Origin of the sequence: Kribbella sp. DT2, from assembly GCF_049844575.1 — a bacterium.
GTDB lineage: Bacteria > Actinomycetota > Actinomycetes > Propionibacteriales > Kribbellaceae > Kribbella.
This window is the reverse complement of record NZ_JBNCLH010000006.1, coordinates 151,850-178,795: the sequence shown is the minus strand read 5'-3', so window position 1 is coordinate 178,795 and position 26,946 is coordinate 151,850. Positions and strand designations below refer to the sequence as shown.

Here is a 26,946-nt window from a genome sequence, read left to right as displayed (position 1 = left end):
CCCGCTCTCGCAACGCGGCCGCCCGCTTCGCCGGGAGCCTCCAAACACCCCGCGCGGGTGTACTTCGCAGGCCGCGCGAACACAGCTCCTGCTCTTGCAACGCCACCGATGTCGCCCGCGGCGGTCCGCTCGTACGGGAGCCTCAGCTCACCCCGCGCAGGGGTGCCCCGCGGGCGCCCAAATTGTTCAGCATCGCGGCCGGCGTCGCCCACTGAACGCGGGGCGTTCAGCCGCACGTGCAGGACGCGCTCGGCCTCGCCCTCAAGCACCTACCCACGAGCACCGACTGTTGTAGTTGTTGCTGCCGGCGCTAGGAGTGTGCGTCGGGCGATGGCGTACCCGAGGCGCCAGCGGCCAGCCGACACGATGCGGGCACTGCGACCAGGAGCGGGGCCTGCAATGCGGCCGACGCCGCCTGCGGCGGACGCCGCGCGGCGTCCGCTCGTGCGGGAACGTCAACTCACGCCGGCGCGGGAATGCGCCGCGGGCGCGAAAGCGCAGCTCCCGGCCCGCGCGGCGGCCGACGTCGGGTGTATTCGGATGGTTCGTCGTGCGGGTGTGAGTTGGTGGATGGGGGCGCGGGGTGGCCGCGTGTGGCGTGGTGGGTCGCTGGAAGGGCTTCTCGGGTGGGCCTACGGGCGGCGGTGGATGAGGAGAGGCAGTACGGCGGCGGCGCCGGCTTCCCGGAGTTTGGCAGCGGCGACTGTGATCGGCCATTGGGAGGACGAGGCGTCGACTACCAGCAGGACCGAGCGGGCGGTGATGGCTTGGGTGGTGGTGGCGTCTACCTCGATGGCGTCTCGCCAGACTCGGGCTTCTTCGGCTGAGGAGAGACCCTCGTCCAGGGACGACGGATGCAGGGTGAGCTCGGTGCGGTCGAGGCGGCCGATCTCGGCCAAGTGGTCGGCGACTGCGGTGGTGAGGCCTCGGTGGCCGGCGGCCGGGAGGGGGATGACGATCTCGGGGCGGCGGGACCAGGCGTCGCGCCAGCGGGACAGCGCTGCGACGCAGCCGGCCTTCAACGCCTCCACGTGGGCCGGGTCGGGGGCGTCGCCGAAGACCGAGCGGAGGACCTCGCGCCACTCGGGAGCATCGGCGTAGACGATCGTGCGGCCGGGGTCGGCGAGCAGGGCCGGGGGGATCTTGCCCTTGGCGCCGAAGGCTCCGCCGGGCCACATCTTGCGCGGTTCGAGAACATGGGTCTCGCCGCGGAGTTGCCGGGTGATCGTCTTCACGGTCTCCGGGTCCGGCGCGGCGGTCAGCGGGTCCGGGAGCAGACCGAGGCACACCGAGCACCGGCCGCAGGGCTCGGCGGTCGGGTCGTCCAGCGACTCCTGGAGAAGTTGCATCAGGCAACGTTCTCCGCGGGTGTAGGCGCGCATGATGTCGGCCTCGCGCCGTCGTACGGCGACGATGCCGTCGTAGTGCGCGGCGTCGAACGTCCACTCGGCTTCGGTCCGCACCCAGCCCTTCTCGACCCGCTCGACCGCGCCGTCGACGGCGAGCTGCTTCAGCATCAGCTCGACGCGGCCGCGGCGGAGCCCGGTCTCGGCCTCCAGGGACGGGATGCTGGCCGGCTGATCAGGACCGTACGCCGAAAGCCCGGCCAGCAGCCGGTTCACGTTCTCCGGCACGGGGATGGTCGCGGTCGCGAAGTAGTCCCACACGCCCGTATCGGCGTCCGACGGGAGCAGCGCGACGACGGCATGGTCGATGCCGCGACCGGCACGTCCGACCTGCTGGTAGTACGACACCGGCGACGGTGGCGAGCCGACGTGCACGACGAAGCCGAGGTCGGGCTTGTCGTAGCCCATGCCGAGCGCGGACGTCGCGACGAGCGCCTTCAGGCGGTTCTCGCGGAGGGCGTCCTCGAGGGACTCGCGCTCCCCTGCCTCCAGCTGACCTGTGTACGCAGCGACCGGTACGGCGGCGCCGTGCACCTCCTGAATCGCAGCCGCCAGGCGCTGCGCGTCGGCGACGGTCAGGGTGTAGACGATGCCTGAGCCGGGAAGCTTGGGCAGGTGGTCGACGACCCACGCGAAGCGGTCGAGCGGTGAGAGCGCGTTGACGACGGCGAGCTGCAGGCTCGAACGCGCCAGCGGTCCGCGCAGCACGAGCGTTGATGCGCCGAGCTGGTGGGCGACGTCCTCGGTGACGCGCGTGTTGGCGGTGGCTGTGGTCGCGAGCACGGGGGTCTGGGGGTTGAGCTTCTGCAGTACTTCGGACACGCGCCGGTAGTCCGGCCGGAAGTCGTGTCCCCAGTCGGAGACGGCGTGGGCCTCGTCGATCACCAGCAGGCCGATCTGCCCGGCCAGTCCGTCGAGCACGCGCCGGCCGAAGCCGGGGTTGGCCAGGCGTTCGGGCGAGACGAGCAGCACGTCGATCGCGCCTGAGCGCAGGTCGCTCTCGATCTCGGACCAGGCGTCGAAGTTCGACGAGTTGAGCGTCGCGGCGCGCAGCCCGGCGCGCCCGGCGGCGGCGACCTGGTCGCGCATCAACGACAGCAACGGTGAGACCACCAGCGTCGGTCCCGCACCCTCGGACCGGCGGATCGCGGTCGCGGCCCAGTAGACCGCCGACTTGCCCCAGCCGGTCGCCTGCACGACCAGCACCCGTGCGTTGGGCTCGCACAGCGCCGCGACCGCGGTCTCCTGGTCCTCCCGCAGCCGCGCGGCATCCCCCGCGATCGCGGAGATCACCCCCGCGGCCGTCGCACCACGAGCCTCGGACAACTTCGACGCATCACCCATGCCGACGACCCTAGACGCCCGCACCCCCATCCCGTGGCCCCGTCGACCCGATCTGTGGAAAACCTGCGGGAAGGGGGACGGGAGGAAGAGGCACGCCGCCCCGAGCCTTCGCTGCGCTCGGCAGAGCGAGCCCCGTGCCGAGACACCGGAAACAACGGGCGCGAACTCCCGCCCACCGATAGCCTTCGCTGCGCTCGGCGAGATGGGCCTGGGGCAGGCCGTGGGGAGGAACCGGCCGCCGGTCAGTCCTTCCGGTCGGCGACCGTGCGGGTGGCCAGGGTGGCGATGACCAGTACGGCGAGGCACAGGGCGGTCAGCGACGCGAGAGGCAGTGCATTCTGGCCGGCGGAGCGTTCATTGGCGAGCAGGGTCATCAGCGGGCGGATCGGGGAGAGCCACTGGAGCAGGAGGACGGCGAGGATCGCCGCGGCGGCGGTCAGGGTGGCGATGCCGATGCGTGGGATGACGAGGCGTGAGCAGAGCAGGCCGATCGCGGTGCCGATCATGGCGGCGGCCAGTTGGGCGACCGTGCCGACTGCCAGGTCGCCGGCGGTGACCGTGTGGCTGCCGGTGACGATCGGATAGATGAGGCCGATGACGATCAGCGGGACGCACCAGGTCAGGACGACGGCGACGGTGATTGCGAGAACGCGCAGCGGATCGCCGATCATCACCACGGTGATCTTGTGCTGGGTCGGGTCCTCGTGGTTGATGACGGCGACGGCCAGCCAGGTGCTGCAGATCAGGACGGCCAGTACGCAGAAGGCGTACGACGACTGCAGCGGCCCGTTGTCCGACGTCACCCCGACGGCGAGCGCGGCGAGGAAGATCAGCGTCGGTGGAAGGTACCGCTGCGAGAGCAGGACGCTCGTCAGCAGGTACCGGTAGAGAGCACTCACCCGCGCTTCACCTGCCGCACGGACGTGACCGACCAGCCGTGGTTGAGCGCCGCGAGCAGTGCCGCATCGTGGCTTCCGGTCAGCACGGTCAGGGTCACGCCGCCTTCATGAGCTCGTGCCTCGATGACACCGGGATGGCCTGACCAGTCCACCTCAGCGCCGGCGAGCAGCGCGATCTCGGTCACCTCATTCGAGCTGGGCTGGAGCAACTTGCCGTTCCGAATCTCGCAGATCCTGGTGGCCGTCGACCGGACAACCTGATCCGAGTGCTCGGTGAAGGCGACCGCGCCGCCCTCGCGCGCAGTCTCGGTGAGAAGCTCGCGGAGAGTGCTGTGCGCGGTGGTGTCCAAGCCCGACCAGGGTTCGTCGAGGACCAGCAGCTGTGGAGGTTCGAGCAGCGCCTGGGCGAGGGCGACCTTCTGCGCGTTGCCCTTCGACAGCTTCCGCATCGCCGTGTCCACACCGCCGGTCAGTGCGAGTCGTTCCAGGAGAGCGTCGGACCGCTGCCGAGCCGCCTGGGAGCTGAGCCCGCGGATCCGTCCCATGTGCCGCAGGTAGGCGGACGCCGACATCCGGTAGTGGGAGGCGAAGGCGTCGGGCACGTAGCTCACGACCCGGGCGGACCGTCGTACCGTGCCGCTCGTCGGTCGCGACAGGCCGACCAGCAGCTTCAGCACGGTCGACTTACCAGATCCGTTGGCTCCCACGAGCGCCAGCAGTTCGCCCGCCTGCAGGTGCAGATCGATGTCTGTCAGGACCTCCCGCCGCCCGAAGCGTTTGGAGACCCGTCTCAACCGCGCTACCTCCACACGGCCAGCCTAGGCGCTCGCTTCGCAGGTGTTCGCACAGGCAGCACCCGGGTGGCACGGGTTGCCGGCCCGGTCGACCAGGCGTTGCGGACCCGGGCCGTTGGTCGCCAGTACGTCGTACGGGTTGGCCAGGCCGCAGCGATCCAGCGAGAGGCAGCCGCAGCCCACGCAGTCCTTGAAGTCGTCGCGGAGCTGTTCCAGCTGGAGGATGCGGCGGTCGAGCTCGGTCTGCCAGCACTCGGAGATGTGTTCCCAGTCCTGGCGGTTGGGCGTGCGGTTGTCGGGAAGCAGCGCGAGGATCGCGGCGACCTCGGCCAGCGGGATGCCGACGCGCTGGGCGATCCGGATCAGCGCGACCCGGCGCAGGGTGTCGCGCTTGTAGCGGCGCTGGTTGCCCGACGTACGGCGGCTCAGGATGAGGTTCTGGCGTTCGTAGAAATGCAGGGCGGAGACGGCGACGCCGCTGCGGTCGGACAGCTGTCCTACGGTCAACTCGCCTGGCTCGATGTCCACAACCCGTTCCCTCCGGTCCAACCTCAACTAAAGTCGAGGCTAACCGATCAGGTCGGGACAACGAGCCGCCGCCCAATGCATGCCGACATGAGCGCGGCAGCGGCACACAGCCCACCGGCCAGGTACCAGGCCAGGTTGTAGCTCCCCTGCACGTCCCGGATCGCCCCCGCACCGGTTGCCGCCAGCGCCGCACCGACCTGGTGCGACGCGAACACCCAGCCGAACACGATCGGCCCGTCCACGCCGAACCACTCGCGGCACAGCGCGACCGTCGGCGGCACAGTGGCCACCCAGTCCAGCCCGTAGAAGATGATGAACACCCACACGCTCGGCTGCGCGGTCGGCCCGAGCAGCGACGGCAGCACCAGCAGCGACAGTCCCCGCAGCGAGTAGTACGCGATGAGCAGGTACCGCGGGTCCCACCGGTCGGTCAGCCAGCCCGAGATGATCGTCCCGCCCACGTCGAACACCCCGACCAGCGCCAGCAGCGACGCGGCAGTCGTTACCGGCATCCCGTGGTCGTGCGCGGCGGTCACGAAGTGCGTACCGATCAGCCCGTTCGTCGAGGCGCCGCAGATCGCGAACCCGCCCGCCAGCATCCAGAACGCCGGACGCTTCGACGCGTCCCGCAGCGCCGTCAGCGCCCGCAGCGCGCTGCTGCCGGTCGTAGTCACCCGCTGCCCGGCCAGGCTCCCCTCCGGAGCGCCGTACGCGCGCAGGCCGACGTCGCTCGGGTAGTCCCGCAGGAAGAGCAGTACCAGCGGCACCACTGCCAGCGCGGCGGCCGCAGCGACCAGTGCCGGGATACGCCACCCGTACGACGTCGCCAGCGCCGCGATGAGCGGCAGGAACACCAGCTGCCCAGTCGCACCAGCAGCCGTGAGGATGCCGGTCACCAGCCCTCGCCGCTCGACGAACCAGCGCCCGGTGATCGTGGCGACGAACGTCATCGACATCGACCCCGTGCCGACGCCGACCAGCAGCCCCCAGCACAGCAGCAGCTGCCAGGCCGAGTCCATGAAGATCGTCAGCCCGCTGCCGAGCGCGATCAGCACCAGCGCGCCGCTGACCACCTTGCGCAGCCCGAGCCGATCCATCAGCGCGGCCGCGAACGGCGAGATCAGGCCGTAGAGCAGCAGGTTGACCGAGACCGCGGCCGAGATCGTCGCGTGCGACCAGCCGAACTCCTCGTGCAGCGGGTCGATCAGGACGCTCGGCACCGACCGGAAGCCGGCAGCCCCGATCAGCGTGACGAACCCGACGGCGGCGACCGGCCAGGCGCGGTGCAGCCGGAACGTCTTCTTCTCCACAATCTCGGTCACTCAGCCGAGTATGCGGACGCCGTACCGGCCAAACCAGTGGCCTGAACGCCACCATGTGTCAAGATGTGGCCATGCCTCATCGCATCGCCGTGCTCGCCCTGGACCCCGTGGTCGGCTTCGACCTGACCATCCCGTCCACGATCTTCGGCAACGCCACCCGCGCCGACGGCACCCCCCTGTACGACGTGAAGGTCTGCGGCGTCCGCGCCGAACCCGTCCGCGCGTCAGCCGGCTTCACGATCGTGCCGGACCACGGCGCCGAGGTGCTGGCCGAGGCCGACACCGTGATCATCCCCGGCACCTACCTGCCCGAGCCGCGCAACCTGGGCACCCTGCCGGAGGACGTCACCGAGGCACTCGCGCTGATCCGCCCCGGCACCCGGATCGCCTCGATCTGCACCGGCGCCTTCGTGCTCGCCGCGGCCGGACTGCTCGACGGCCGTCCAGCGACGACGCACTGGATCCGTGCCGACCTGTTCCGCGCGCTCTACCCGCTGGTGAAGCTCGACGAGGACCTGCTGTTCATCGACGACGGCGACGTGCTCACCTCGGCCGGGCTGGGCGCCGGCGTCGACCTGTGCCTGCACCTGGTCCGCAGCGACTTCGGCAGCGAGGTGGCCAACCGCGCGGCCCGGCACTGCGTCGTACCGCCGTGGCGTGATGGTGGCCAGTCCCAGTTCATCGAGCGGGTCATCCCGGACGAAGGCATCGAGGGCACCGGGCCGACCAGGGTGTGGGCGCTGGAGCGGCTCGACCAGGAGATCAGCCTGGCCGCCATGGCGTCGTACGCGCGGATGAGTGTGCGGACGTTCAGCCGGCGCTTCAAGGCCGAGACCGGCCAGTCCCCCGGCACCTGGCTGCTGCAGCAGCGCATCCGGCACGCCTGTCACCTGCTGGAGACGACAGACCTGACGGTGGACCGGATCGCCGAAGCAGCAGGACTCGGTACGGCGGCGTCGCTGCGCCACCACCTGCGTGGCAGCCTCGGCGTCTCGCCGCTGGCGTACCGGAAGACGTTCCGGGCCGCCTAGACCACCAGCAGCTCGTGCGGACGCTGGTTGACCGACTCCACGCCGTCGTCGGTGACGATGACGATGTCCTCGATCCGTGCACCCCAGCGACCTGCCTGGTAGATGCCCGGCTCGACGCTGAAGGCCATACCCGGCTCCAGCACCAGCTGGTTGCCCGCGACGATGTACGGCTCCTCGTGCACGTCCAGACCGATCCCGTGCCCGGTCCGGTGGATGAAGTAGTCACCGAACCCGGCCGCGGCGATCACCGACCGAGCAGCGGCATCGATCGACTCGGCCGTCGCACCAGGCCGGACAGCTGACACAGCCGCCTGCTGCGCTTCCTCCAGTACGGCGTACGTCGCGCGCACGTCCGCGTCCCGCGGCTCACCGACCGCGTAGGTGCGGGTGGAGTCGGAGTTGAAGCCCGACGGCAGCGGTCCGCCGATGTCGACGACCACCACGTCGCCGGACTCGATCACCCGGTCCGACACGTCGTGGTGCGGGCTGGCACCGTTCGGGCCGCTGCCGACGATCACGAAGTCGGCCAGCTCGTGCCCCTCCTCGACGATCGCCGCCCTGATGTCCGCACCGACCTCAGCCTCGGTCCGCCCGGCCCGGAGGAACCCGGGGACCCGCGCGTGCACCCGGTCGATCGCAGCACCGGCCGCACGCAGCTCGGCGATCTCCGCCGCGTCCTTGCGCATCCGGAGCTCGCGCACGATCGGTCCGGCCAGGACCTGCTCGGCCGCCGGAATCGCCTGCCGCAGCGCGAGCACGTGCAGGGCGATGGCGAAGTCGCTGACCGCCACCTGGTCCGGCTTGCCGAGGCGATCACCGACCAGCGCGTACGGGTCGTCGCCGTCGACCCAGGTCAGCACGTCGACACCCAGCTCGGCCAGCGGCACGTCGGCGTACCCAGGTGCCTCCAGCTTCGGTACGACGAGCGCCGGCGATCCCTCAGCCGGCACGACGAGCGCGGTCAGCCGCTCGAACGAGCCACCGCCCTGGCCGATCAGGTACCGGAGGTCCGAGCCCGGCGCGATCACCAGACCGGTTCCCGCGGCGACCTCCCGCGCTCGCTCCAACCGCTTCCTGAGCACCCCGGCGTCCGGGGCGGACTGATGCAACGATCGACGACTCATGCCCCCGACACTATGTCGGCGGGGCCTGTTAGAACTACCGGTATGTCACTCCACCACGTCACCCACGGCGAGGGCGTCCCTGTCCTGGCCGTCCACGGCTGGGCTCCCGACCATCGGTTGATGACCGGTTGTCTCGAGCCGGTCTTCGCCGACCTCCCGGGCTACCGGCGGATCTACCCGGACCTGCCCGGGATGGGTCAGAGCCCTGCCGGATCGATCGACAGCTCGGACGGGATGCTGGACGCGCTGCTGGGGTTCGTCGACCAGGAGATCGACGAGCCGTTCCTGGTGATCGGTGAGTCGTACGGCGGCTACCTGGCCCGGGCCGTCGCCGCCCGCCGGCCTGAGCAGGTGCTCGGGCTCGCGCTGGTCTGCCCGCTCGCGCAGGCGATCGACAACGCCGACCGCACGTTGCCTGAGCACGTCGTACTGCGGTCTGAGCCCGGTCTGCTCGACGGGCTGAGCGATGAGCTGGCCAAGAACTTCAGCGGGATCACCGTCGTGCAGACGCCCGAGACGCTGCGCGCGTTCCTGGCCGATGTGGTGCCGGGTCTCGAAGCTGCGGACTTCGACGCGATGGGCCGGATCCGCAAGAACTGGCGCCTGACCACGGATCCGGAGAGCGGACCGGCGTACGAGCGGCCGACGCTGGTCCTGTGCGGGCGGCAGGACGGTTCCACCGGTTTCGCCGATGTGTGGCCGCTGCTGCCGCACTACCCGCGCGCGACGTACGCCGTACTGGATGCGGCGGGGCACAACTTGCAGATCGAGCAGCCGGAGCTGTTCGGGGCGCACGTGCGCGAGTGGTTGCGGAGGGTGTCGCTGGAAGCTACCTGTAAGTAATATCGACGGCATGGACAAACGCCCGCCGGGATGGCCACTGCTCGTCGCGTTGATCAACGGGCGGAGCGGGATCTCGGACGCCCGGCTGGTGGAGGCGGTCCGGGACAAGGTCGTGCTGGTCACCGGGTCGTCGTACGGGATCGGCGAGGCGACGGCTCGGCGGCTGGCGTCGGCGGGGGCGGTGGTGCTGCTGGTCGCACGGACGGCTGAGCAGCTCGACGTGGTCGCTGCGGGCATCCGGGCTGCGGGCGGTCGAGCGTTCGCCTATCCGACGAACCTGGCGGACCCGGCCGCGATCGAGCAACTGGTGGCCGACGTACTGCGGGACCACGGGCGGGTCGACGTCCTGGTGAGCAACGCGGGCAAGTCGATCCGGCGGTCGATCGCGGACTCGTACCAGAGGTTCCACGACATCGAACGGACCAACTCGGTGAACTACCTCGGGCCGGCCAAGCTCGTGCTCGAACTGCTGCCGTCGATGCGGGAGCGCCACGCTGGGCACATCGTGAACGTGTCGACGGCCGGCGTACGGACTCCCCCGATGGCCCGCTGGTCGGCGTACTTGGCGTCGAAGAGCGCGTTCGACGTGTGGCTGCGCTGCATCTCCCAGGAGCTGCGGCACGACGGAGTGACGACGTCGACGGTGTACATGGGGTTGGTGCACACGCGCATGAGCGAGCCGACCCCGCTGCTGAACAGCCTTCCGGGGCTGACCCCTGAACAGGCCGCAGACCAGGTCTGCCGAGCGGTGGCGGAGCGGCCGCACAACATCACCCCGCCACTGGTCCGCCCGGCAGATGCCCTAGGCAACCTTCTCCGCGTGCCGACGGACCGGCTGTTCGAGCAGTACTTCCGGCGGGGAACGGCAAGGAAGCGGACGCCGTGAGGGCGACCCGGTACGGCGCTGAGGCAGGCAGGACGGCGATCGAGCAGAGCACGGCGGGCTCCCGCGCGCGAAGCGCTGCGGTCGGGGCGGGCCCCCGCACACGAAATACTGCGGCCGGAACGGGCCCCCGCACACGAAACACTGCGGCCGGAACGGGCTTCCGCGCGCGAAGCGCTGCGGTCGGGGCGGCCCGGCCCCTCCCCCTCTCCCTCCCTTCCCCTCCCGACGAGGTTGAAGGGTGCACACGGTGAGGCCGCCGATTCGGCCCATTAGGCCGTCGCGGATGCCGGACTGGTTGGTTCGGGGTGCGGCTGAGGTGGGTGGGGTTTCGGTCGCGCTGGCGCGGTCGGGGGTCTGGAGGTCGGCGGGGCCGTTGCAGGTGCCGGGGATCGAGCGGGCGTTGCGGCGGTGGGGGCAGTCGATGGCGGCGCTCGGCGCGATCGCGGCGATTCGGTTTCCCGATCGGGCGGGGGTGATCGACGAGCGGGGGCGGTTGAGCTATCGAGAGCTGGATCATTGGGTCGCGGCGATCGCGGCGGGGATGCACGCCGAGCACGGGATTGTTGCCGGGAGCAAGGTGGCGGTGCGGTGCCGGAACCATCGGTACTTCCTCGCGGCGACCCTGGCGGCCTCGCGGCTGGGGGCCGACGTGCTGTTCGTGAACACCGAGTTCGCGGCGCCGCAGGTGGCCGGCGTACTGGACAAGCACAGGCCGGACCTGCTCGTGCACGACGAGGAGTTCGTGGTCGAGAGCGACGTTCCGAGCGTGCTGGGTTGGCGAGAGGACGGCAGCGGGCTCGACGACCTCGCCGGCGCCGCAGCGCCCGAGCCGCCGGTGCCGGATCGGCCCGGGCACATCACGATCCTCACCTCGGGAACCACCGGTACGCCGAAGGCCGCGCCCCGCGCTCCGACCGCGCTCGGGCTCGCGGGGTTGACCGCCTCGGCTCTGCAGCGCTTCGGGTTGCGCGCCGGGGAACCGATGCTGATCTGCCCGCCGCTCTTCCACGGCCTCGGCCTGCTCAACTCGATGCTCGCGCTCTTCCTCGGATCGCCGCTGGTCCTCGCCCGCCGGTACGACGCCGCCGCGGTGCTCGCCTCGATCGAGTCGACGCGCGCGGGCTCGGTCGTCGTCGTACCGGTGATGCTGCAGCGCCTGCTCGAGCTCGGTCCCGCCGAGCTCGCCCGGTACGACGTGAGGTCGGTGCGCGCCGTGATCTCCGGAGCCTCCGCTCTCCCGCCGTCACTGGCCGAGCGGTTCATCCAGCAGTTCGGGCCGGTGCTCTGCGACGCGTACGGATCGAGCGAGATCGGCATCGCGACGATCGCCGCAGCGGCCGATCTGCTCGCCGCGCCCGGCACGGTCGGGCGGCCGTGCCTCGGCAGCTCGGTCCGGATCCTCGGTCCCGACGACCGCCCGGTGCCGACCGGCGGGACCGGCCGGATCTTTGCCGGCGGCGGGCTCGTCTTCGGCGGGTACTCCGACGGCAGCAGCAAGACGGTCGTCGACGGCCGGATGAGCACCGGCGACCTCGGGCACCTGGACGCGCGCGGCCGGTTGTTCGTCGACGGCCGCGAGGACGACATGATCGTCTCCGGCGGCGAGAACGCGTACCCGGGCGAGGTCGAGGACTGCCTGCTCACCCACCGGGCGGTCAGCGACGCGGCGGTGGTCGGCGTACCGGACGAGGAGTTCGGGCAGCGGCTGGTCGCGTACGTCGTACTCACAGAAGAGGTCACGCCGGATGAGCTGATCGACCACGTGCGCGCGAACCTCGCGCGTTACAAGTCGCCGCGCGAGATCGTGATCGTCGACGAGCTTCCCCGGACGGCGACCGGCAAGGTGCTCAAGCGGGATCTGGGAGCGACCGGGGGCTAGGTCCGGTGTACGTCGGGTTGATCCCCTTGGGCAGCGGGCCCTTGATGCGTGCCGGCTCCTGCTGCTGCTCCCACGCGTGGGCGAGCAGACCGACCGAGCGGGACAGCACGAACAGGCCACGCGCCAGCTCGGGTGCGAAGCCGAGCTCGGCGTAGATCGCAGCGGTGGCACCGTCGACGTTCATCGGCACGGGTTTGGTGCCTTCGGCAAGCACCTTCTCCAGGGCCAGGACCAGCTCCAGGAACACGCCGGAGACGACCCCGGCCTCGACAGCCTGCTGGAGAGCGGCGATCAGCGGGTCACGCCGCGGATCCCGCGGGTGCCAACGGTGACCGAACCCAGGGATGAAGGCCTTGCGTTGCTTGTAGTCGGCAACCAACGCTCGGGCCGCGTCCTCCGGTGATTCGCCGGACTCGCGGAGCCGCAGCAGGACCTCGAGGCATTGCTGACCGGCACCGCCGTGAACGTCGCCGAGGAGGTTGACGCCGGTGGCCATCGAGTTGTTGAGGTCGAGGCCGCACGACGCCGCCATCCGGGCCGCGGCGATGGACGGGGCCTGCGGGCCGTGGTCGACGGCGGCGACGAGAGTGAGTTCGAGGAGCTTGGCCTCGGCCTCCGACGGCAGCTCGCCGCGCGTCATCAGCCAGACCATCTGCGGGTAGCTGACCGCGCCGATCAGATCCTGTACGGCGTACCCGCGCAAGCGGATCACGCCCGGCTGGATGTCGGTGATCGCGGTCGACCACCAGTCCCCTACCGACTCGCTCATACGACTCCTTGGGCTCGCAGGTCCGCGATCTCGTCCGCTGTGTACCCGACTTCGGTGAGGATCTGGTCGACGTGCTCGCCCAACTCCGGCGGCCGTCCGACCGGGCCGACCGGCCGGCCGTCGACGTGCACGCTGCTCCCGAGAACGCGCAGAGAGCGCTCCCCGCCGGCCGGCATGGGGACCTCATGGAGCAGAGAACGCTCGGCGACCTGGTCAAGGCCCAGCGCTTGCGGCACCGTCAGGACGGGCGCAACCGGTACGCCGGTCGTCGCCAGCAGCTCGTCCCACTCGACCGCGGAGCGCTCTCTGAGCGTGCTCTCCAGCTCAGCCGTCAACTCCCCCCGATGCTGTTTGCGCGCCTCACGCGTGGCGAAGCGTTCGTCGGTGATCAGCTCGGGACGACCCAGCACCGTGCAGAGCTCGACGTACTGCTCCTGCTTGTTGGCCGCGATGTTCAGCGCTCCGTCGGCGGTCGCGAAGGTGCCGGACGGCGCGGAGGTCGCGTTTTCGTTGCCCATGGCCCGTGGTTCGCGGCCGGCGACGAGGTAGTCGGAGACGACCCAGCCCATCGCCGCGACGGCGGTCTCCAGCATCGACACGTCCAGGAAGCTGCCCGTCCCGGTGCGGGAGCGCTTCACCAGCGCCGCCGAGATCGCGAACGCCGCGGCGTACCCGCCGAGCGTGTCCGCGATCGGGAACCCGGTGCGCGTCGGCGCGCTCTCCGCCGTACCGGTCACGCTCATCATCCCCGACAGCCCCTGGATGATCTGGTCGTACGCCGGGCGCCCGCGCATCGGGCCGGTCTGCCCGAAGCCCGAGACCGCGCAGTAGACCAGGCCGTTGTTCAGCTCGTGCAGCACGTCCCAGCCGAAGCCGAGGCGTTCGAGGACGCCGGGGCGGAAGTTCTCCAGCAGCACGTCGGCCTCACGGATGAGCCGCTCGAACACCTCACGCCCGGCCGGCGCCTTGAGGTCGAGGGTGAGAGAGCGCTTCCCGCTGTTCTGCGCGAGGAACGAGATCCCGAGACCGCGCGCGCTCAGCTCTGGATCTCCACCGAGGTTGCGCGCGAGGTCGCCGCTGCCCGGCACCTCGATCTTCACGACGTCCGCGCCCATCAGCCCCAGTTGGTACCCGGCGAACGGCCCGGCGAGCACGTTCGTCAGATCCAGCACCCGTACGCCGGCCAGCAGGTCGGCGGTGGGCCCGGCAGGACGGTCGGCCCGGTGCGCGCGGCCGGCGTCTTCGAACGCTTGCAGTGCGGCACCGACGACCGCATCCCCCGGAGCGCGCTCTCCCGTGGCGCGCTCCGGCGAGGCGCCGGCTTGCCCGGGGCGCTCAGGAGGCACTGAAACCGCTCCAGCCGGTGGTGCTGATCGTTCGGGCGCAGCGGCGTACCGCCTGCACGTACGCCGGGAGGCGTTCCTCGTTGAAGCGGGTGGTCGGGCCGCCGATGCCGACCGCAGCGACGACTCGGCCGTCGGAGCGGACGACCGGGGCGGAGACCCCGGAGGCGCCGAGCTCGCGCTCTCCGTGGGTGATCGCGAACCCGCGGTCGCCGGTCGCCGCGGCGATCGCGCGCAGCTTCTTCGGGAAGTCGCTGCCGTACGGCGACTCGCCCGCGACGTCGTCGATCACCGACGGATCGGACTCGAGCACCGGCGGATCGCTGAGCAGCACCTTCGACGCGGCACCGCCCCAGAGCGGCAGGGCCGAGCCGACGGCGATCGAGTGCCGCACGCTTAGCGTCCCTTGGGCCTGCGCGAGGCAGACGCGGGTCCGCCCGACCCGGATGTACAGGTTGGCCGTCTCCCCGGTGTCGGCGGCCAGCTTGCCCATCGCGGTCCGGACGGCCGGCGGGATCTCCATCGACGCGCTGCTCAACCGCGACCACCGCAGGAAGCCCGGCCCGATCGCGTAGCGCCCCGGGCCGATCGCGGCCACCAGACCCCGCTGCTCGAGTGTTGTCACCAGCCGCAACACCGTTGTCTTCGGCAACTTGCTCGCCGTGGTCAGCTCGGCCAGCGTCCAGGTCGGGTGCTCGTCGTCGAACCGCTCCAGCAGATCCAGCGCCCGATGCACACTCCGCACACCGGCCAACTCCCGCTCCCCGGCACCCCCGGCAGCCCGCTCCACCGATTGACCACTCGCGATTCGCCCACCAGCTGAGGCGGAGTCACCAGGTCTCCCGCCGACACCGTCCCCCGCAGCCCCGCCTGCTCCGCGCTCGCCGGCCGACCCCGCCGCGGCGCGCACCCCGCCAGCCGTCCGCCCGGCCTCGTCCCGATCACCGGCCGACCCAGCCGCGGCGCGCACCTCGCCAGCTGTCCGCCCGGCCTCGTCCCGCTCGTCGGCTGCTGCTCGCGGGTTCGGTCTGCCGTGCGCGTCCGTCATGCCGCCCCTTTCGCCGGTTACTTCCACTGTCGAAGATAACCTGCTGGTCCGCAGAACGGAATCTCTGTACCTCCTGGTGGAATGCTGCTACGGTCGCCAGTGATCCAGGCCACCCTCCCCCCGCGTGCCTGAGGAGGTACCCCATGTCGCGCCCAGTAACCCGCAGGGCATTCGTCGCCGGCGGGCTGTCGCTGAGTTTTCTCGCGACGACCGGATGCGCCGCCCTGGAAGGCGGCAGCGTGGCGGGTGACTTCCCGTCCCGCAACGTCGAGATCATGGTGCCGGCCGCCCCGGGCGGCGGCTGGGACCTGACCGCCCGGCAGTTCCAGCACGTCGTACAGGAAGACGACTTCCTGCCCGGCCGGTCCACCTCGGTGGTGAACGTGACCGGGGCCGGCGGCGCCGTCGGCATCTCCAAGCTGGTCACCAAGAACCGCAAGGACCCGCACACGTTGATGATCACCGGTCTGGTGATGGTCGGCGCGCTGACCCTGAACCAGTCGAAGATCACCATCTCCGACACGACGCCGATCGCCACGATCACCGCCGAGCAGGAGGTGTTCGTGGTGAAGGCCGACTCGCCGCTGAAGACGCTGAAGGACCTGGTCGACAAGTACCAGGCCGACCCGGCGTCGGTCAGCTGGGGCGGCGGCACGATCGGCGGCACCGACCACATCGCCGCGGGGGTCCTGGTGAAGACCGCCGGCGCGGACCCGTCGAAGGTCAAGTACATCAGCTACTCCGGTGGCGGCGAGGCGACCGCCGCGATCCTGTCCGGTGACGTCACGGTCGGCATCTCCGGGCTGAGTGAGTTCGAGGAGCAGATCACCGCCGGCAAGATGCGCGTGCTGGCGACCACCGGCACCGACCCGATGACGGTCGACGGCAAGCAGCTGCCGACGCTGCAGTCCGAGGGCTACGACACCGAGGTGCTGAACTGGCGCGCGATCGTCGCCCCGCCGGACATCCCGGAGGCCGACCGGCAACGGCTGATCGAGTTCGCCACGTTGGTGAACAGCTCGCCCGAGTGGGACGAGATCCGCAAGAAGCAGGGCTGGACCGACTTCTTCCAGACCGGCGACGAGGCGACGAAGTTCATCGCCGACGAAACCACCAGGGTGGAAAGTCTTCTGAAGGAGCTGGGCATCGTATGAGCAGCGACGCAACCGACCGACTCCCCGCGACAGCCGAGGCCGAGCCGGTCCGTACGGCGGATGTCGAGGTCGAGGCCTCACGGCTGGTGCGGATCATCGCGGCCCTGGTTCTGGTGGTGCTGAGCGCGACGTTCCTGGTGGGCGTCTTCGACATTCGCAGCCCGAAGGGCCTCGATCCCCAAGGCCCGCGGTTCTTTCCGCTGCTCGTCACGGCCGCGTGGCTGCTGCTGAGCATCGGCTACCTGATCGAGGGCCTGCGCTCCCCCCGTACGGCGAAAGCCGAAACCGAAACCGGCACCAGCATCGCTGACCGCAGCTGGTTCGAGCCCGTCGCCCTGTGCGTGCTGCTCGTCCTGTACGCGTTCCTCGTCGTACCGCTCGGCTACATGCTCTCGACCGCGCTGCTGTTCTGGGGCGCTGCCCGCGTGCTCGGCAGTCGTCAGCTCGTCCGCGACATCGTCGTCGCCGTCGTCACGGCGGTCGTCGTCTACATCGCGTTCACGCAGTTCCTCGACATCTCGCTGCCGGAAGGGGTGCTCGGCCTGTGATCTCACTAGCCGTCTTCGGCGACCTGATGCACGGCTTCGGCACCGTGCTCGACCCGATGAACCTGCTCTGGGCCGTGCTCGGCGTGACGCTGGGCATGCTCGTCGGCATCCTGCCCGGGATCGGCCCGGCGCTGACCATCGCGCTGCTGCTGCCGATCACGTTCAACTTCTCCGATCCGATCGGCGCGTTCATCATGTTCGCCGGGATCTACTACGGCGCCATGTACGGCGGGTCGACCACCTCGATCCTGATCAACACCCCCGGCGAGTCCGCCTCGGTGGCGACCGCGATCGAGGGCCACAAGATGGCGCTCAAGGGCCGGGCCCGGGCCGCGCTGGCGACGGCTGCGATCGGGTCGTTCGTGGCCGGCACGATCTCGACCGTGCTGCTGACCTTCGTGGCCAAACCGATCGGCAGCCTGGCCAGCAAGTTCCAGGCCACCGACTACTTCGCGATCACGCTGCTGGCGATGGTCGCGGTGACCGCTCTGGTCGGGCACTCGCTGATCCGCGGGCTGCTGTCGCTGACAGTCGGGTTGTTCATCGGGTTGATCGGGCTCGACAGTCTGTCCGGCGCGCAGCGGTACACGTTCGGCACGCTGCGGCTGCTCGACGGCGTCGACGTGGTGATCGTGATCGTCGGGTTGTTCGCGATCGGCGAGACACTGCACGTCGCGTCGAAGTTGCGCAGTACGCCGGACCGCCCGGCCGTGCTCGAGAAGGGCCGGCTGCGGACCGGGTACCTGAACAAGTCCGACTGGAAGCGCTCGTGGGCGCCCTGGTTGCGCGGTACGGCGCTGGGCTTCCCGTTCGGCGCGATCCCGTCCGGCGGCGCCGAGGTGCCGACCTTCCTGTCGTACACGATCGAGAAGCGGCGCGCGAAGAAGGCCGGGCGCAAGCACCCGGACGAGTTCGGCGACGGCGCGATCGAGGGTGTGGCCGGGCCCGAGGCGGCGAACAACGCGTCGTTCTCCGGCGTCCTGGTGCCGCTGCTGACGCTCGGTCTGCCGACGTCGGCGACGGCCGCGGTGATGCTGGCGGCGTTCCAGATCTTCAACGTGCAGCCCGGGCCGCAGCTGTTCGAGGACCAGGGCACGCTGGTCTGGACGCTGATCGCGTCGCTGTACATCGGCAACCTGATCCTGCTGATCATGAACCTGCCGCTGATCCAGATCTGGGTCCAGGTCCTGAAGGTCCCCCGGCCGTTGCTGTACGCCGGGATCCTGGTCTTCGCCTGCCTCGGCGTCTACTCGCTGTCCGGCTCCGGCTACGAGGTGCTGATGGCGCTGGTGATCGGCGTGGCCGGCTTCTTCATGCGGAAGCTCGACTTCCCGATCGCGCCGGTGATCCTGGGCGTGATCCTCGGCCCGACGATGGAGGAGCAGTTCCGGCGGGCGCTGGTGATCTCCAACGGCGACGGCAGCGTGTTCTTCACCCGGCCGCTGAGCCTGATCATCATCGTGCTGACCGTGCTCGCGCTGTTCGTGCCGTACCTGCCGCGGCTGGTCGCCAAGGTCCGCGGCACCCAGCCCACCCGTGACCGGCTGACGTTCGGCGAGGACGACTGAGGGTGGGTACCGAGCGACAGGATGTGCCCGCCGGAAGCGAGCAGCCTGAGCGTGCGACCGCCGCGGAATCGCGGAAACGGGAGCAGACTTCCTGTCGCTCGGTACCCCAGCCACCATCAGATGGGAGAGTGACCTCGTGAAGATCCTCGTCGGCTACGTGCCCACCCCCGAAGGAGAGGCCGCGCTGACCGCGGCCGCCGCCGAAGCCGAGCTGCGCGGGGCCGGCGTCCTGCTGCTGAACACCAGCCGCGGCGACGCCTACATCGACAACCGCTACGCCAACGCCGAGGAGCTCGCTGCCGCCGAGGCCAAGCTCCGCGAGGCCGGCGTCGAGGTGACCATCCAGCAGGCCGTCGGCACCGGCGACGTCGCCGCCGAGCTCCTGAAGGCCGCGGCCGCGGACGACGTCAGCCTCATCGTCCTGGGCCTCCGCCGCCGCAGCCCGGTCGGCAAGCTCATCCTCGGCAGCACGGCCCAGCGGGTGCTGCTGGAGTCCCCCGTGCCGGTCCTCGCGGTCAAGGTCCCGAGCACTCGCGACTAGGACGTGCCGCGCAGCTCCCGCTGACGCGGGCAGGCACCGTACGTGCCGCGCGGTCGACCGGAACCGGCGACGTGCCCGTCCTACTTCTCGGCCTGCTGGATGCGGACGATGTTGCCGGCCGGGTCGCGGAAGGCGCAGTCGCGGACGCCGTACGGGTGGTCCTCGAGCTCCTGGACGACGCCGGCGCCGGCGGCGCGGATCTGCTCGTAGGTCTTGTCGAGGTCGTCGGTGCCGAAGACCAGCATGTAGTTGCCCTTGGCGATCAGCCGGCCGAGCAGCTTGCGCTCGTCGGCGGTGACGTCGGCGGCCTCCGGCGGGTTCAGCACGATCGAGGTCTGCGGCTGGTCGGCCGGGCCGACGGTGATCCAGCGCATGCGGTGCGCGCCGACATCTTTGCGGATCTCGAAACCGAGCACGTCGCGGTAGAAGACCAGCGAGGCGTCGGCGTCGGTGTGCGGGAGGAAGGTCCAGTGAATGGTGAGGTTCATGAGGGCAACGCTAGGTTCGCGGACCCGCCCGGTGCTTCTCGATTCCTGATCGATGGGTAATCGGGGTGAGTGATTGGAACGGGGCACCTAAACTGGTCGGTGCCATGCCTGATGCCCGGACCGAGTCCTCCAGTCCCACTCCTGCCACCGGTCCCGTCCAGGACCCCGCTCGCCGACGGCGCCCGCGCCGTCGTGGAGGGAAGTCGGCGTCCGCCCGACCGGTCGGCGATGCCACCGAGAGCGTCGAGGCGGAGAGCACTCCCCGCCCGAACACCGCTCGCCGCGAAGACAAACGCTCGCGGGCGGCCGAGGGTGAGGGCGCGGTTGAGAGCGGGCCGAGTGTTGCCGAGCTGCTGCCTCGGCTCGAGCAGCTGACGGTCCACGACCGCGAGCAGCTGGGCCGTCGGCTCGAGCGGGTGCGGACGACTCGTGAGCCGGCCAAGCGCGCCCAGGCGCTGCAAGGGATGCTCGGGGCGTTCGAGCAGGCCGAGCGGCGGGTGGAGCTGCGGCGGGACGCCGTACCGGAGATCACCTATCCCGAAGAGCTGCCGGTCAGTCAGCTGAAGGACGAGATCGCCGCGGCGATCCGGGACCACCAGGTCGTCGTGATCGCGGGTGAGACCGGCTCGGGCAAGACGACGCAGATCCCGAAGATCTGCCTCGAGCTCGGCCGCGGCGTGCAGGGCCTCATCGGGCACACCCAGCCCCGCAGGCTCGCGGCGCGCACGGTCGCGGAGCGGATCGCCGAGGAGCTCGGGACCGAGCTGGGCGACACCATCGGGTACGCCGTGCGCTTCACCGACAAGGTGAGCGAGCGCTCCCTGGTGAAGCTGATGACGGACGGCATCCTGCTCAACGAGTTGCAGCGCGACCGCGACCTGAGCCGGTACGACACGCTCATCATCGACGAGGCGCACGAGCGCAGCCTGAACATCGACTTCATCCTCGGCTACCTGCGCCAGCTGCTTCCCCGCCGCCCCGACCTCAAGGTGATCATCACCTCGGCGACCATCGACCCCGAGCGGTTCGCCGAGCACTTCGCCGACGCCTCCGGCACGCCCGCGCCGATCGTCGAGGTCTCCGGCCGCACCTACCCGGTCGAGGTCCGCTACCGCCCGGTCAACGACCCCGACGACCCGAGCACGATCGATCGCGATCAGACCCAGGCGATCCTGGACGCGGTCGACGAGCTGTCGGTCGAGGCGCCGGGCGACATCCTGGTCTTCCTCAGCGGCGAGCGCGAGATCCGCGACACCGCGGACGCGCTGAACGACAAGTTCGCCCAGGACCGCGGCCGGCCCGGCTCGTCGGTCGAGGTGCTCCCGCTGTACGCGCGGCTCTCGAACACCGAGCAGCACCGCGTCTTCCAGCCGCACAGCAGCAGCCGCCGGATCGTGCTCGCGACCAACGTGGCCGAGACCTCGCTGACCGTGCCGGGCATCAAGTACGTGATCGACCCCGGTACGGCGCGCATCTCGCGCTACAGCCACCGCACGAAGGTCCAGCACCTGCCGATCGAGGCGATCTCGCAGGCCAGCGCGAACCAGCGCAAGGGCCGCTCCGGCCGGACCAGCGACGGCATCGCGATCCGCCTGTACTCCGAGGAGCACTTCGAGGGCCGCCCGGAGTTCACCGAACCCGAGATCCTGCGCACCAACCTCGCCTCGGTGATCCTGCAGATGACGTCGATCGGGCTCGGCGACATCGCCGCGTTCCCGTTCATCGACGAGCCGGACAAGCGCAGCATCACCGACGGCCTGCAGCTGCTCACCGAGCTCGGCGCGGTCGAGTCCGCGAAGGCCAGCGAGCGGCACCGCCGGCTCACCCCGATCGGCAAGCAGCTCGCGCAGATCCCGCTCGACCCGCGGCTGGCCCGGATGATCGTCGAGGCGGACAAGCACTCCTGCGTCCGCGAGGTGATGGTGATCGCGGCCGCGCTGTCGATCCAGGACCCGCGCGAGCGGCCGACCGACGCCGAGGCGCAGGCGACCCAGTCGCACGCGCGGTTCCGCGACCCGAACAGCGACTTCCTCGGGTACCTCAACCTCTGGGGCTACCTCAAGAAGCAGCAGAAGGAGCTGTCCGGCAACCAGTTCCGCCGGATGTGCCGCAGCGAGTACCTCAACTACCTGCGCGTCCGCGAGTGGCAGGACATCTTCGCCCAGCTGCGGCAGGTCGCCTCCCAGATCGGTGTCACGCTCAACTCGGGCGATCCGGCCGACCCGCAGAGCGTGCACGTCTCGCTGATGTCCGGCCTGCTCTCGCACCTGGGGATGAAGGACCCGGCCAACCAGCACCAGTACATCGGTGCCCGCGGCACCAAGTTCGCGATCTTCCCCGGCTCCGGCCTGTTCAAGAAGCCGCCGCAGTTCGTGATGGCCGCGGAGCTGGTCGAGACGTCGCGGCTGTGGGCGCGCGTCAACGCGAAGATCGAGCCCGAGTGGGCCGAGGACATCGCCCAGCACCTGATCAAGCGCAGCTACTCCGAGCCGCACTGGGAACGCAAGGCCGGCGCGGTGATGGCCTACGAGAAGGTCACCCTGTACGGCGTACCGATCGTTGCCCGGCGCAAGATCAACTACGGTTCGGTCGATCCCGAGGTGTCCCGCGAGCTGTTCATCCGCAACGCGCTGGTCGAGGGCGACTGGGACACGCACCACAAGTTCTTCCACGCCAACCGCAAGCTGCTCGACGAGGTCGAGGAGCTCGAGGAGCGGACCCGGCGCCGCGACCTGCGCGTCGACGACGAGACGCTGTTCGCCTTCTACGACGAGCGTCTCGGCCCGGAGGTCGTCACCGGCCGGCACTTCGACACCTGGTGGAAGACGGCCCGGCAGCGCGACGCCGACCTGCTCGACTTCGAGCGGTCGCTGGTGGTCCGCGAGGGCGCCGAGGTGCGCGAGGAGGAGTTCCCGCTCACCTGGTCGCAGAACGGGATGACCTTCGACCTGACGTACTCCTTCGAGCCCGGGGCTGACGCGGACGGCGTCACCGTGCACCTCCCGCTGCTGGTGCTCAACCAGGTGACGGCCGACGGCTTCGAGTGGAGCGTGCCCGGCTTCCGCGAGGAGCTCGTCACGACGCTGATCAAGTCGTTGCCGAAGGCCATCAGGCGCAACATCGTGCCGGCGCCGGACCACGCCCGGCAGGTGCTCCCCCACCTCGATCCGGCGTCCGGTCCGCTGACCGACGCCCTCGCCCGCGAGCTGCGCAACCTGCGTGACGTGGTGATCGACGAGTCCGACTGGGACTGGACGCGGGTGCCCGAGCACCTGCGAATGACGTTCCGGGTGGTCGACGACCAGGGCAAGACCGTGGCCGAGAGCAAGGACCTCGCCCGGCTGAAGGAACGCCTGAAGCCGAAGACGACGGCCGCGATCTCGCAGGTCGCGTCGAAGGCGGTCAGCGGGCTGGAGCGCGGCGGGCTGACCGACTGGACGATCGGCGACCTGCCGCGCAGCTTCTCCGAGCACCGCGCCGGCCTCACCGTCGCCGGGTACCCGGCGCTGGTCGACGAGGGCAAGACCGTCGCCGTACGGCTGCAGGAGACCGAGCGCGACCAGGCCGCCGCGATGTGGGCCGGGACGCGCAAGCTGCTCCTGCTGACGATGCCGTCGGTGGTCGACGTCGTGCAGAAGAACCTGACCAACCAGCAGAAGATGACGCTGCTGGCCGGTCCGCACCGCAGCGTCGGTGATCTGCTCGACGACGCGATCTCCGCGGCGATCGACCAGCTGATGACCGCGGCCGGTGGCCCGGCATGGAACCTGACGGCGTTCTCGATCCTGCGTGACGCCGTACGGTCCGACCTCGCAGACACCGTGCTGACGATCCTGCAGCAGGTCGAGCAGGTGCTCGCGCACGCGCGGACCGTCGACAAGCAGATCTCGCGGTCGTCGAGTCCGGCGCTGCTGGCGGCGCTGTCCGACGTACGAGGTCAGCTCGAAGGGCTGGTGCATCGCGGGTTCATCACCGAGACCGGCGCGCAGCGGCTGCCCGACCTGATCCGCTACCTGCGCGGGATCGAGATGCGCCTCGACAAGGTCGCGGCGAACGCGATGCGGGACCGGTCCGGGATGGCGATCGTGCAGCTGCTGACCGAGGAGTACCAGGCGCGGTTGCGCGCCGTACCGGCTGGGAAGTACCCGAGCCCGGAACTCCTCGACGTGCGGTGGATGCTGGAGGAGCTCCGGATCAGCCTGTTCGCGCAGACCATCGGTACGCCGTACCCGGTGTCGGACAAGCGGATCCGGAAGGCGCTGGCTACGGCTTAGCGGGCTCCGGGGCGTCCAGGAAGCCCGTGACGAGCTCGCGGAACAGCTCGGTGCGGGCCAGGCCGGAGAAGTGCGTGCTGCCCGGGACGACGGCGAGCTGGTTGACCGGCAGGCCGACGAAGTCGGCGTTCACGTCGCCGCCGAGCAGTTGGTAGACCTTGACCGCGTGCTCGAGCGTGAGGCCGTCGTTGTCGCCGACGGTGAGCAGCGTCGGGACGCTGATCGACTTGATCTGCTCGTCGGTCCACTCCGGCACACCCTGGTTGAAGGTGCCGAGCTTGTCGAGCAGGACCTGCAGGTGCTCGAGGTCCGGGTGCGGCGACTTGGCCAGGTAGTCGGCCTCCATCGGCGTCCCGGCGATCATCTCGACCTTCATCTCGCCGACCGCCGCGTTCTCCGGGCGGTCGCCCTCCTTCTGGAACGACGCCGACGAGATGATCGCCTTGCGGATCAGGTCCGGGTGGACGATCGCCAGGTGCTGGGCGACCCCGGCGCCGACGCTGAACCCGAACACGTCGACCTGCTCGAGTCCCAGGTGCTCCAGCAAGCCCATGACGTCGGAGGCCAGACCAGGGCAGGTCAGCAGCCGGTCGATGTCGTTGGTCCGGCCGTGGGCCTGGAAGTCGGCGGCGATCACCTGCCGGGTCTCGGCGAGCTTCGGGAGCAGCTCGCCGAACTGCAGGTCGATGTTGAACAGCCCACCGTGCAGCAGGAGCAGCGGCGTGCCGCCTTCGCCATGGATCTCGTAGTACATCTCCAGGCCGTTAACGGGCGCGTATCCGGTCTTCACTGCGGTCTCCCCTGCGGTCGGTGGGCCCCCAGTATCAGCTACCGGGAGCCCACCGTCAGCGGTTACGGGTAGTTGGTCACGTAGCGCTGCTGCGTGGCCGCGTTCGCCGTACCGCCGGTGTTGTTGATGACGTTGCTGATCGTGCCGACGCCACCGAGCGAGACCGAGACCAGGCCGTGGAACCGGACGCCGGGGGTGTCGGGCACCTCGAAGGAGCGGGAGGCGACGATCGACGGGTTGGTGTTGAAGAACGAGTAGCTGCCGACGCCCCACGCCTCGTGGTTGCTGACGCCGTTCGCGACCTTGTACGCCGCCCAGCCCTGGGTCCCGCCGCCGCTGCTCCAGCCGGCCTGGTTCGGCACGTCGTACGGGAACTCGTTCTGGAAGAAGTACGTGCGGCCGTTGTTGCCGTTCCAGAGCACCTCGTACTGCTGGTAGTGCTCGACGAACAGGCCGTACATCGTCACGTTGTTGCCGTTGACCACGAGTCCGTTGGCGGCGGTGTTGACGTCCCAGCCGATGCCGGCGCCGTGGTCACCACGCCACAGCCACAGGTGGTCGCCGATCACGTTGTTGCTGTTCACCTGCACGCTGACCGTCGCCTTGCCTGCGTGCGCGCCGCCGATCCGGGCGTAGACGTCGTGCAGCGAGGTCGGGTTGGCGGCGTGGTTGGCGTTCGACCCGGCCGGGCCGACCTGGATCAGGACCGGCGAGTTGACCGGGCCGGCGTCGACCAGGAAGCCGGCCAGCTTCACGCCGTCGACGTCCGCGACGCTGATCGCCGCCTGCCCCGTGTCGGGGCTGAGCGTGGCCAGACCGAGGCCCAGTACGACGGTGTTGGCGCGGTTGACCTTGATGCTGTCGGTCAGGTGGTAGATGCCGGGCGTGAGCAGCAGGTGCCTGCCCTGGTCGAGCGCGGCGTTGATCGTGGCGGCCGTGTCGCCGGGCTTGGCGACGAAGAAGTCCGCCAGGCCGATCGACGTACCGGCGGCCGGGCCGTTGGACCAGCTGGTGCCGGAGGTGTTGCTGCGCAGCGCCGGGACGAACACGTTGTAGTTGCCGTCGGCCCCGAAGTACAGGAACGGCTTCTCCCGGATCTGCGGGGTCTGGCCGACCACCGTGTGCGACGGGTTCGGGAAGTTCTGCGGCGGGGCGCCGTTGACGCCGACGAAGACCATGTTCCAGACCGAGCCGGCCCAGCCGTTGCCGAACTCGGAGTTGCGCGACAGCCACTGCTGCTGGGAGCCGGACACGACCCGGCCGTCGATCTTGGTGTCGGCGAACAGGCCGCCGCTGGCCCAGCCGTCGCCGCCGTTCCAGAGCTGGATCTCCGGAGCGCCCTTCAGGTGCATCCGCCGGTACGGCGCCGCCTGCGACACCGCCCAGCGCTCGATCTGGCCGGGCGGCGTGGTCACCGCGAGGTTCTCGGCCGAGCGCCAGAAGTTCTGGGTGGCGTTGCCCTTGTTGTTCGGGTTGTCACCCTGCTGAAGCCAGTCGGCCTCGACCCGGACGTGGCCGTTCAGGTTCACGTCGTCCGGGGACAGCCCGAGGCCCGCGGCCTGGGTGTAGAAGCCGAGGTTCACGTCGGCGGTGTAGGTACCGGGCTTCCAGAGCGCGGCGTACCGCTGGGTGCCGAACTGGTTGGTGTGCATCTCGGCGGCGATCTGGTTGAGCCGGTTCTGCATCTCGGCCTGCGGGGTGCTCGGGCTGAAGACCGAGACGTTCGGGCCGAAGTCGGGGTTGCGAGGATCGGTCGGTCGAACCACGGGTCCGGTGCCTCCGTCGGTGGTGCGGACGGCGACCTCCCAGAGCGAGTAGCCGTACCCGGTCGCGCGCTGGGTGCCGGTGATCCGCAGGTAGCGGCCGGTGCCGTTGACGTCCAGGGTCTGGGTGCCGCCGGGGCTGGTGGTGGTCGCGTAGAGCTGCGTCCAGGTGGTGGCGTTGTCGGAGACCTCGATCCGGAAGGCCTTGCCGTACGCCGTCTCCCAGGTCAGCGCGACCTGGCAGATCGGCTTGCTCGACCCGAGGTCGATCTGCAGCCACTGGGGATCGGAGAACGCGCTCCCCCAGCGGGTCCCCGGGTTCCCGTCGACGGCGGCCGACGCGGGGACGCCGCCGTTCTCGGTGGACGAGGCGGTGGCCGGGCGGCCCTGGGCGGCGTTCGCCGTACCGCAGGCGGCGTCCTGCTGCTCGACCGCCGCGTCGGCCTCACCAGAGACGACGAGTGCGGTGGCCAGCAGAAGGCCTGCGGAGGCGAGGGCGAAACAGCGGCGGAGTAGCGCCGGTGACCGGCGTGAGGGCGCCGGAGAGCGCGTGCTGAAGGACATGGGCGAGACCAATCAGACGGTGAACAGGGCGGGTGAGAGA

The 26,946-nt window shown here is 70.2% G+C and carries 21 protein-coding genes; 9 read left to right on the top strand and 12 right to left on the bottom strand.

What is annotated here, in order from left to right; genetic code table 11:
- Window positions 1-632 precede the first annotated feature (632 nt).
- The 5 genes from ACLQ2O_RS25430 to ACLQ2O_RS25410 all read right to left on the bottom strand — a co-directional run bounded on the left by ACLQ2O_RS25430 (window position 633) and on the right by ACLQ2O_RS25410 (window position 6,293).
- Window positions 633-2,750: a RecQ family ATP-dependent DNA helicase gene (locus ACLQ2O_RS25430; protein WP_425835617.1), complete on the bottom strand. Its 2,118-nt coding sequence runs from the start codon at window positions 2,748-2,750 to the stop codon at window positions 633-635.
- Window positions 2,751-2,992: 242 nt separating this feature from the next.
- A complete protein-coding gene (locus ACLQ2O_RS25425; RefSeq protein WP_425835615.1) occupies window positions 2,993-3,649 on the bottom strand; it encodes a hypothetical protein in 657 nt (218 codons plus the stop codon).
- Entirely contained in the window at window positions 3,646-4,458 is an 813-nt protein-coding gene (locus ACLQ2O_RS25420) for an ATP-binding cassette domain-containing protein (protein WP_425835613.1), read from the bottom strand. Before ACLQ2O_RS25420 ends, ACLQ2O_RS25425 begins: the two co-directional genes overlap by 4 nt.
- A 9-nt stretch (window positions 4,459-4,467) precedes the next feature.
- Window positions 4,468-4,971, bottom strand: coding sequence for a redox-sensitive transcriptional activator SoxR (gene soxR / locus ACLQ2O_RS25415; RefSeq protein ID WP_425835611.1), 504 nt, complete (start codon window positions 4,969-4,971; stop codon window positions 4,468-4,470).
- 47 nt (window positions 4,972-5,018) lie between these two features.
- Complete coding sequence (locus ACLQ2O_RS25410) at window positions 5,019-6,293, bottom strand: MFS transporter (protein WP_425835609.1); 1,275 nt, start codon at window positions 6,291-6,293, stop codon at window positions 5,019-5,021.
- A gap of 71 nt (window positions 6,294-6,364) precedes the next feature.
- Between ACLQ2O_RS25410 and ACLQ2O_RS25405 the strand changes: the two genes are divergently transcribed.
- Window positions 6,365-7,324 (top strand): GlxA family transcriptional regulator, encoded by a 960-nt coding sequence (locus ACLQ2O_RS25405; RefSeq protein WP_425835607.1) that lies wholly within the window; start codon window positions 6,365-6,367, stop codon window positions 7,322-7,324.
- Here ACLQ2O_RS25405 and ACLQ2O_RS25400 read toward each other — a convergent pair.
- The gene (locus ACLQ2O_RS25400) at window positions 7,321-8,448 is read right to left on the bottom strand and encodes a M24 family metallopeptidase (RefSeq protein WP_425835605.1); all 1,128 of its coding nucleotides are present in this window, start codon (window positions 8,446-8,448) and stop codon (window positions 7,321-7,323) included. The genes ACLQ2O_RS25405 and ACLQ2O_RS25400 overlap by 4 nt on opposite strands.
- A gap of 42 nt (window positions 8,449-8,490) precedes the next feature.
- On the opposite strand from ACLQ2O_RS25400, the gene ACLQ2O_RS25395 reads away from it, so the two are divergent.
- The 3 genes from ACLQ2O_RS25395 to ACLQ2O_RS25385 all read left to right on the top strand — a co-directional run bounded on the left by ACLQ2O_RS25395 (window position 8,491) and on the right by ACLQ2O_RS25385 (window position 12,056).
- Window positions 8,491-9,291 carry an alpha/beta fold hydrolase gene (locus tag ACLQ2O_RS25395; protein WP_425835603.1) on the top strand — a complete coding sequence of 267 codons (801 nt, stop codon included), beginning with the start codon at window positions 8,491-8,493 and terminating at the stop codon, window positions 9,289-9,291.
- Between the two features lie 10 nt (window positions 9,292-9,301).
- Window positions 9,302-10,177 carry an SDR family NAD(P)-dependent oxidoreductase gene (locus ACLQ2O_RS25390; RefSeq protein ID WP_425835601.1) on the top strand — a complete coding sequence of 292 codons (876 nt, stop codon included), beginning with the start codon at window positions 9,302-9,304 and terminating at the stop codon, window positions 10,175-10,177.
- A gap of 283 nt (window positions 10,178-10,460) precedes the next feature.
- A complete protein-coding gene (locus tag ACLQ2O_RS25385; protein WP_425835599.1) occupies window positions 10,461-12,056 on the top strand; it encodes an AMP-binding protein in 1,596 nt (531 codons plus the stop codon).
- Here the strand turns inward: ACLQ2O_RS25385 and ACLQ2O_RS25380 are convergent.
- From ACLQ2O_RS25380 to ACLQ2O_RS25370, 3 genes are read right to left on the bottom strand one after another with little or no spacing between them, the layout of a single operon-like run.
- Window positions 12,025-12,825, bottom strand: coding sequence for a citryl-CoA lyase (locus ACLQ2O_RS25380; protein WP_425835597.1), 801 nt, complete (start codon window positions 12,823-12,825; stop codon window positions 12,025-12,027). The two genes, ACLQ2O_RS25385 and ACLQ2O_RS25380, sit on opposite strands and share 32 nt — an antisense overlap.
- The gene (locus ACLQ2O_RS25375) at window positions 12,822-14,171 is read right to left on the bottom strand and encodes a CaiB/BaiF CoA transferase family protein (RefSeq protein ID WP_425835595.1); all 1,350 of its coding nucleotides are present in this window, start codon (window positions 14,169-14,171) and stop codon (window positions 12,822-12,824) included. The genes ACLQ2O_RS25380 and ACLQ2O_RS25375 overlap by 4 nt, the downstream gene beginning before the upstream one ends.
- Complete coding sequence (locus tag ACLQ2O_RS25370) at window positions 14,161-15,216, bottom strand: IclR family transcriptional regulator (RefSeq protein ID WP_425835593.1); 1,056 nt, start codon at window positions 15,214-15,216, stop codon at window positions 14,161-14,163. The genes ACLQ2O_RS25375 and ACLQ2O_RS25370 overlap by 11 nt, the downstream gene beginning before the upstream one ends.
- A 143-nt stretch (window positions 15,217-15,359) precedes the next feature.
- On the opposite strand from ACLQ2O_RS25370, the gene ACLQ2O_RS25365 reads away from it, so the two are divergent.
- The 4 genes from ACLQ2O_RS25365 (at window position 15,360) to ACLQ2O_RS25350 (ending at window position 19,027) form a co-directional block, all read left to right on the top strand.
- Window positions 15,360-16,370, top strand: coding sequence for a Bug family tripartite tricarboxylate transporter substrate binding protein (locus tag ACLQ2O_RS25365; protein WP_425835591.1), 1,011 nt, complete (start codon window positions 15,360-15,362; stop codon window positions 16,368-16,370).
- Complete coding sequence (locus tag ACLQ2O_RS25360) at window positions 16,367-16,918, top strand: tripartite tricarboxylate transporter TctB family protein (RefSeq protein WP_425835589.1); 552 nt, start codon at window positions 16,367-16,369, stop codon at window positions 16,916-16,918. The genes ACLQ2O_RS25365 and ACLQ2O_RS25360 overlap by 4 nt, the downstream gene beginning before the upstream one ends.
- Window positions 16,915-18,486, top strand: a complete 1,572-nt coding sequence (locus ACLQ2O_RS25355; RefSeq protein ID WP_425835587.1) for a tripartite tricarboxylate transporter permease — start codon at window positions 16,915-16,917, stop codon at window positions 18,484-18,486. Before ACLQ2O_RS25360 ends, ACLQ2O_RS25355 begins: the two co-directional genes overlap by 4 nt.
- Window positions 18,487-18,622: 136 nt before the next feature.
- Entirely contained in the window at window positions 18,623-19,027 is a 405-nt protein-coding gene (locus ACLQ2O_RS25350) for a universal stress protein (protein ID WP_425835585.1), read from the top strand.
- A gap of 80 nt (window positions 19,028-19,107) precedes the next feature.
- Here the strand turns inward: ACLQ2O_RS25350 and ACLQ2O_RS25345 are convergent, their stop codons facing one another.
- On the bottom strand, window positions 19,108-19,515 hold the full coding sequence (locus ACLQ2O_RS25345) for a VOC family protein (protein ID WP_425835583.1): 408 nt from the start codon (window positions 19,513-19,515) through the stop codon (window positions 19,108-19,110).
- Between the two features lie 104 nt (window positions 19,516-19,619).
- Between ACLQ2O_RS25345 and hrpA the strand changes: the two genes are divergently transcribed.
- Window positions 19,620-23,789, top strand: coding sequence for an ATP-dependent RNA helicase HrpA (gene hrpA, locus ACLQ2O_RS25340; RefSeq protein ID WP_425835581.1), 4,170 nt, complete (start codon window positions 19,620-19,622; stop codon window positions 23,787-23,789).
- Here the strand turns inward: hrpA and ACLQ2O_RS25335 are convergent.
- Together ACLQ2O_RS25335 and ACLQ2O_RS25330 are read right to left on the bottom strand one after the other, a co-directional pair.
- Window positions 23,779-24,579: an alpha/beta fold hydrolase gene (locus ACLQ2O_RS25335; RefSeq protein ID WP_425835579.1), complete on the bottom strand. Its 801-nt coding sequence runs from the start codon at window positions 24,577-24,579 to the stop codon at window positions 23,779-23,781. The two genes, hrpA and ACLQ2O_RS25335, sit on opposite strands and share 11 nt — an antisense overlap.
- Window positions 24,580-24,641: 62 nt before the next feature.
- Window positions 24,642-26,906, bottom strand: coding sequence for a discoidin domain-containing protein (locus ACLQ2O_RS25330; protein WP_425835577.1), 2,265 nt, complete (start codon window positions 26,904-26,906; stop codon window positions 24,642-24,644).
- Window positions 26,907-26,946: the final 40 nt, after the last annotated feature.

What these genes read in the sequence shown, in the direction of transcription:
- ACLQ2O_RS25385 (WP_425835599.1), top strand. Translation starts at nt 10,461, where the DNA reads ATGCCGGACTGGTTGGTTCGGGGTGCGGCTGAGGTGGGTGGGGTTTCG.
- ACLQ2O_RS25345 (WP_425835583.1), bottom strand. Translation starts at nt 19,515, where the DNA reads ATGAACCTCACCATTCACTGGACCTTCCTCCCGCACACCGACGCCGAC.
- ACLQ2O_RS25390 (WP_425835601.1), top strand. Translation starts at nt 9,302, where the DNA reads ATGGACAAACGCCCGCCGGGATGGCCACTGCTCGTCGCGTTGATCAAC.
- ACLQ2O_RS25400 (WP_425835605.1), bottom strand. Translation starts at nt 8,448, where the DNA reads ATGAGTCGTCGATCGTTGCATCAGTCCGCCCCGGACGCCGGGGTGCTC.
- ACLQ2O_RS25395 (WP_425835603.1), top strand. Translation starts at nt 8,491, where the DNA reads ATGTCACTCCACCACGTCACCCACGGCGAGGGCGTCCCTGTCCTGGCC.
- hrpA (WP_425835581.1), top strand. Translation starts at nt 19,620, where the DNA reads ATGCCTGATGCCCGGACCGAGTCCTCCAGTCCCACTCCTGCCACCGGT.
- ACLQ2O_RS25430 (WP_425835617.1), bottom strand. Translation starts at nt 2,750, where the DNA reads ATGGGTGATGCGTCGAAGTTGTCCGAGGCTCGTGGTGCGACGGCCGCG.
- ACLQ2O_RS25380 (WP_425835597.1), bottom strand. Translation starts at nt 12,825, where the DNA reads ATGAGCGAGTCGGTAGGGGACTGGTGGTCGACCGCGATCACCGACATC.
- ACLQ2O_RS25405 (WP_425835607.1), top strand. Translation starts at nt 6,365, where the DNA reads ATGCCTCATCGCATCGCCGTGCTCGCCCTGGACCCCGTGGTCGGCTTC.
- ACLQ2O_RS25360 (WP_425835589.1), top strand. Translation starts at nt 16,367, where the DNA reads ATGAGCAGCGACGCAACCGACCGACTCCCCGCGACAGCCGAGGCCGAG.
- ACLQ2O_RS25365 (WP_425835591.1), top strand. Translation starts at nt 15,360, where the DNA reads ATGTCGCGCCCAGTAACCCGCAGGGCATTCGTCGCCGGCGGGCTGTCG.
- ACLQ2O_RS25330 (WP_425835577.1), bottom strand. Translation starts at nt 26,906, where the DNA reads ATGTCCTTCAGCACGCGCTCTCCGGCGCCCTCACGCCGGTCACCGGCG.
- ACLQ2O_RS25370 (WP_425835593.1), bottom strand. Translation starts at nt 15,216, where the DNA reads ATGACGGACGCGCACGGCAGACCGAACCCGCGAGCAGCAGCCGACGAG.